Here is a 6776-nt window from a genome sequence, read left to right as displayed (position 1 = left end):
GTTCTGTATATATTTATTCATAAATATTTTAGATTTATCAAATAAACCTGAAAAAAATATAAAAAGTCTTTCAAATACAATAAGTTAGTATGAATGCAGCACATTTTTACTACAATAAAGTAATATATATTATATAGGTATACGATGTTTTCTATTAAAAAAAATATATGTATGTATATATAAAATATTTAATTGTTATTATTTTTTTTATTACAATATTTTTAATATCATTTTATTTTACATATTTTATTAATATTTAAATAAGTATTATATACTAGTTTAGTATAAAGAATAGAATTAAAAAAGGCATCATTGATTTAATTTATTAAATTGATTATCATAATCTGGATATTAACTATAAAACCAATTAAATACCGTCTGTTTTCAATAAGCCAGTTAAACAGAGACCCCGAATAATGAAAAAAAAATTACATAATATTGAAATTATTCAAAGGCACGCTCCTTATCATTTCGATCCAACTATAATATTTAATCATCTTTGTAAATTAAAATCATTCACACTGTTATTGGAAACAGCGGAAATAAATAAAAAAAAAGATTTAGAAAGTATTATGATTATTGATAGTGCACTACGTATCTCTTCAGAAAATAATTCAGTAAAATTACAATCATTTTCTAAAAATGGGGCAGAAATTTTATTAGCTTTAAAAGAAACCGTCCCTCAAGAAGTGCAAATGTATGAAAAAAATGAAGCGGTCATTCTTATTTTTCCTAAGATCAATAAAAATATTGATGAAGATAAAAAACTTTTTTCATTATCTGTTTTTGACTCTTTTCGATTACTTATTAAAACATTTAATAATCCACAAAAAAAATCAAAAGCGATGTTTTTTGGGGGTCTTTTTTCGTATGATTTAATTTCAATCTTTGAATCGTTACCGGATCTTAAAGACAATCAAAAATGTCCTAACTTTTGTTTCTATTTAGCAGAAACTTTATTGGTTTTAGATCATCAAAAAAAAACGTGCTTAATTCAAAACAGCTTATTCACGAGCAACAAAAAAGAAAAAGAAAGGATCACAAAAAGAGCTATAGAAATAGAAAAAAAATTACATCAAACATGTACTTTAATACCTAAGATGAAAATCCCAAACATCAGTTTAACTTCAAATATCAATGATGCTCAATATTGTTCCATTATAAAAAAATTACAAAAATTAATCCAAAAAGGTGAAATCTTTCAAGTTGTGCCGTCAAGAAAATTTTATTTACCCTGTCCTAATCCCTTATCAGCCTATCAAAAATTAAAGAAAAGCAATCCCAGTCCCTATATGTTTTTTATGCAAGACAAAGATTTTACATTATTTGGAGCATCACCAGAAAGTTCTTTAAAATATGATGAAAAAACGAGAAGAATAGAACTGTATCCTATAGCAGGAACAAGACCGAGGGGGAGAAATCAAGACGGCACTGTAAATTTAGATTTAGATAGTAGAATAGAACTTGAAATGCGTACTAATCATAAGGAATTAGCAGAACATTTAATGCTTGTAGATTTGGCGCGAAATGATCTTGCACGAATTTGTACACCGGGTACAAGATACGTTTCAGATTTAGTAAAAGTGGATAAATATTCTCATGTAATGCACCTTGTATCCAGAGTAGTGGGGGAACTGAAGCAGGGTTTAGATGCATTACATGCGTATGCTGCTTGTATGAATATGGGCACGCTAACTGGGGCACCAAAAGTACGAGCCATGCAATTGATTGCTGAATGTGAACAGGAAAAAAGAGGGAGTTACGGAGGTGCTATAGGTTATTTTACAGATTTAGGCAATCTTGATACATGTATTACAATACGTTCAGCATATGTAGAAGGGGGGACAGCAACAATTCAAGCGGGTGCGGGGGTTGTTTTTAATTCGATCCCAGAAGATGAAGTCAATGAAAGTTTAAATAAAGCGCAAGCGGTTATCAATGCTATAAAAAATGCGCATCATTAATAGGATTTTTAAAATGGCAAATATTTTACTTTTAGATAATATTGATTCCTTTACTTATAACCTTGTCGAACAAATTAGAAACAAAAATCATTATGTATTAATTTATAGAAATACTGTAAATAAAAAAGTAATTGTAAATTCTCTTAACAGTATGAGCAATCCCATTTTAATGCTGTCGCCCGGACCCAGTACGCCGAAAAATGCAGGATGTATGTTAAATTTGATAAATGAAATTAAAGGAAAATATCCTATAATCGGAATTTGTTTAGGCCATCAGGCAATAGTAGAGGCGTATGGAGGCGTTATTGGATACGCAGGTGAAATATTCCACGGAAAAGCATCTTTGATCAACCATGATGGTTTAGAGATGTTTGAAGGGCTTCCTCAACCGTTACCTGTCGCACGGTATCATTCCCTGATATGCAATAAAATTCCGAAAAAATTTATCATTAACTCTTATTTCAATGATATGATCATGTCTGTACGAAACAACATCGATTATGTCTGTGGTTTTCAATTTCATCCCGAATCAATTTTAACCACTTCTGGTGCTCTATTATTAGAACAAATCATTCATTGGTCATCTTTAAAATACAATTAATAAAATTAACTTAAAAAAACCTTTAACAGAGTTATTCGTTAATCAATTAACTGAAACGTAGGATCTTTAAAAGATCAGAATTAAAAAAACAAATACAACGTTAATAATGCATCTAAAAACCCCCCCACATAATAATTAAAATAAAGTGATAATCAAACCACTTTATCTAACACAACAAACATTTAGAAATCAAAACATTTTTTTAATCCGCTTCAAAATGTAGTTTTGTGACCCCGTTTTTAATTATTCAATAATGATTAAAAAAATTTTTTTATACATGCAATATAAACATTTCTTTATTAATTACAATTAAATATTTATTTTTATGTTTAGAAATGAAAACATGGATATACGAAATGATTAAAAAATTGACACGTATATTTATCAGTATGATAAAAAATATTAATATATCAGATATATAAAGATGATATGGTGATTATGAATAAATCAATACATCAATGGATTCAATTAATATATTAAATGAAAAAAAATATCTATTTTAAAATAGATTCAATGTTTTATTAAAAAAGGAATTAAATATAAAAATTAATTTAAAAAAAGTTATCCACATTTTTCTGTGCATAAGTTTATTTTAAAAATGACATAAATTATATAATAATTATTAAAGAAATAGATATAAGACTATGTTTTATATGATTTTATTCTATTTTTAAATATTTTATATTCATTTTATCAACATGTTTATAACTTTGGGGATAAGTTCTGTATATATTTATTCATAAATATTTTAGATTTATCAAATAAACCTGAAAAAAATATAAAAAGTCTTTCAAATACAATAAGTTAGTATGAATGCAGCACATTTTTACTACAATAAAGTAATATATATTATATAGGTATACGATGTTTTCTATTAAAAAAAATATATGTATGTATATATAAAATATTTAATTGTTATTATTTTTTTTATTACAATATTTTTAATATCATTTTATTTTACATATTTTATTAATATTTAAATAAGTATTATATACTAGTTTAGTATAAAGAATAGAATTAAAAAAGGCATCATTGATTTAATTTATTAAATTGATTATCATAATCTGGATATTAACTATAAAACCAATTAAATACCGTCTGTTTTCAATAAGCCAGTTAAACAGAGACCCCGAATAATGAAAAAAAAATTACATAATATTGAAATTATTCAAAGGCACGCTCCTTATCATTTCGATCCAACTATAATATTTAATCATCTTTGTAAATTAAAATCATTCACACTGTTATTGGAAACAGCGGAAATAAATAAAAAAAAAGATTTAGAAAGTATTATGATTATTGATAGTGCACTACGTATCTCTTCAGAAAATAATTCAGTAAAATTACAATCATTTTCTAAAAATGGGGCAGAAATTTTATTAGCTTTAAAAGAAACCGTCCCTCAAGAAGTGCAAATGTATGAAAAAAATGAAGCGGTCATTCTTATTTTTCCTAAGATCAATAAAAATATTGATGAAGATAAAAAACTTTTTTCATTATCTGTTTTTGACTCTTTTCGATTACTTATTAAAACATTTAATAATCCACAAAAAAAATCAAAAGCGATGTTTTTTGGGGGTCTTTTTTCGTATGATTTAATTTCAATCTTTGAATCGTTACCGGATCTTAAAGACAATCAAAAATGTCCTAACTTTTGTTTCTATTTAGCAGAAACTTTATTGGTTTTAGATCATCAAAAAAAAACGTGCTTAATTCAAAACAGCTTATTCACGAGCAACAAAAAAGAAAAAGAAAGGATCACAAAAAGAGCTATAGAAATAGAAAAAAAATTACATCAAACATGTACTTTAATACCTAAGATGAAAATCCCAAACATCAGTTTAACTTCAAATATCAATGATGCTCAATATTGTTCCATTATAAAAAAATTACAAAAATTAATCCAAAAAGGTGAAATCTTTCAAGTTGTGCCGTCAAGAAAATTTTATTTACCCTGTCCTAATCCCTTATCAGCCTATCAAAAATTAAAGAAAAGCAATCCCAGTCCCTATATGTTTTTTATGCAAGACAAAGATTTTACATTATTTGGAGCATCACCAGAAAGTTCTTTAAAATATGATGAAAAAACGAGAAGAATAGAACTGTATCCTATAGCAGGAACAAGACCGAGGGGGAGAAATCAAGACGGCACTGTAAATTTAGATTTAGATAGTAGAATAGAACTTGAAATGCGTACTAATCATAAGGAATTAGCAGAACATTTAATGCTTGTAGATTTGGCGCGAAATGATCTTGCACGAATTTGTACACCGGGTACAAGATACGTTTCAGATTTAGTAAAAGTGGATAAATATTCTCATGTAATGCACCTTGTATCCAGAGTAGTGGGGGAACTGAAGCAGGGTTTAGATGCATTACATGCGTATGCTGCTTGTATGAATATGGGCACGCTAACTGGGGCACCAAAAGTACGAGCCATGCAATTGATTGCTGAATGTGAACAGGAAAAAAGAGGGAGTTACGGAGGTGCTATAGGTTATTTTACAGATTTAGGCAATCTTGATACATGTATTACAATACGTTCAGCATATGTAGAAGGGGGGACAGCAACAATTCAAGCGGGTGCGGGGGTTGTTTTTAATTCGATCCCAGAAGATGAAGTCAATGAAAGTTTAAATAAAGCGCAAGCGGTTATCAATGCTATAAAAAATGCGCATCATTAATAGGATTTTTAAAATGGCAAATATTTTACTTTTAGATAATATTGATTCCTTTACTTATAACCTTGTCGAACAAATTAGAAACAAAAATCATTATGTATTAATTTATAGAAATACTGTAAATAAAAAAGTAATTGTAAATTCTCTTAACAGTATGAGCAATCCCATTTTAATGCTGTCGCCCGGACCCAGTACGCCGAAAAATGCAGGATGTATGTTAAATTTGATAAATGAAATTAAAGGAAAATATCCTATAATCGGAATTTGTTTAGGCCATCAGGCAATAGTAGAGGCGTATGGAGGCGTTATTGGATACGCAGGTGAAATATTCCACGGAAAAGCATCTTTGATCAACCATGATGGTTTAGAGATGTTTGAAGGGCTTCCTCAACCGTTACCTGTCGCACGGTATCATTCCCTGATATGCAATAAAATTCCGAAAAAATTTATCATTAACTCTTATTTCAATGATATGATCATGTCTGTACGAAACAACATCGATTATGTCTGTGGTTTTCAATTTCATCCCGAATCAATTTTAACCACTTCTGGTGCTCTATTATTAGAACAAATCATTCATTGGTCATCTTTAAAATACAATTAATAAAATTAACTTAAAAAAACCTTTAACAGAGTTATTCGTTAATCAATTAACTGAAACGTAGGATCTTTAAAAGATCAGAATTAAAAAAACAAATACAACGTTAATAATGCATCTAAAAACCCCCCCACATAATAATTAAAATAAAGTGATAATCAAACCACTTTATCTAACACAACAAACATTTAGAAATCAAAACATTTTTTTAATCCGCTTCAAAATGTAGTTTTGTGACCCCGTTTTTAATTATTCAATAATGATTAAAAAAATTTTTTTATACATGCAATATAAACATTTCTTTATTAATTACAATTAAATATTTATTTTTATGTTTAGAAATGAAAACATGGATATACGAAATGATTAAAAAAATTTTTTTATACATGCAATATAAACATTTCTTTATTAATTACAATTAAATATTTATTTTTATGTTTAGAAATGAAAACATGGATATACGAAATGATTAAAAAAATTTTTTTATACATGCAATATAAACATTTCTTTATTAATTACAATTAAATATTTATTTTTATGTTTAGAAATGAAAACATGGATATACGAAATGATTAAAAAATTGACACGTATATTTATCAGTATGATAAAAAATATTAATATATCAGATATATAAAGATGATATGGTGATTATGAATAAATCAATACATCAATGGATTCAATTAATATATTAAATGAAAAAAAATATCTATTTTAAAATAGATTCAATGTTTTATTAAAAAAGGAATTAAATATAAAAATTAATTTAAAAAAAGTTATCCACATTTTTCTGTGCATAAGTTTATTTTAAAAATGACATAAATTATATAATAATTATTAAAGAAATAGATATAAGACTATGTTTTATATGATTTTATTCTATTTTTAAATATTTTATATTCATTTTATCAACATGTTTATAACTTTGGGGATAA

4 protein-coding genes are annotated in these 6776 nt (G+C 26.7%); all 4 read left to right on the top strand.

All coding sequences use genetic code 11. The annotated features are described in order from the left end of the window. The first annotated feature begins 416 nt into the window (after positions 1 to 416). The 4 genes from AB4W74_RS03145 (at position 417) to AB4W74_RS03130 (ending at position 5850) form a co-directional block, all read left to right on the top strand. Positions 417 to 1964, top strand: coding sequence for an anthranilate synthase component 1 (locus AB4W74_RS03145; protein WP_367682273.1), 1548 nt, complete (start codon positions 417 to 419; stop codon positions 1962 to 1964). A gap of 13 nt (positions 1965 to 1977) precedes the next feature. Beyond that, positions 1978 to 2565: a glutamine amidotransferase-related protein gene (locus AB4W74_RS03140; RefSeq protein WP_367682272.1), complete on the top strand. Its 588-nt coding sequence runs from the start codon at positions 1978 to 1980 to the stop codon at positions 2563 to 2565. A gap of 1136 nt (positions 2566 to 3701) precedes the next feature. Further along, positions 3702 to 5249 (top strand): anthranilate synthase component 1, encoded by a 1548-nt coding sequence (locus tag AB4W74_RS03135; RefSeq protein ID WP_367682273.1) that lies wholly within the window; start codon positions 3702 to 3704, stop codon positions 5247 to 5249. Positions 5250 to 5262: 13 nt separating this feature from the next. After that, entirely contained in the window at positions 5263 to 5850 is a 588-nt protein-coding gene (locus AB4W74_RS03130) for a glutamine amidotransferase-related protein (RefSeq protein ID WP_367682272.1), read from the top strand. Positions 5851 to 6776 lie beyond the last annotated feature (926 nt).

Source organism: Buchnera aphidicola (Hyalopterus amygdali) (assembly GCF_964059015.1).
GTDB classification, from domain to species: domain Bacteria; phylum Pseudomonadota; class Gammaproteobacteria; order Enterobacterales; family Enterobacteriaceae; genus Buchnera; species Buchnera aphidicola_BN.
The sequence above is the reverse complement of the archived record's forward strand: the minus strand, read 5'-3'. Positions and strand labels throughout refer to the sequence as shown.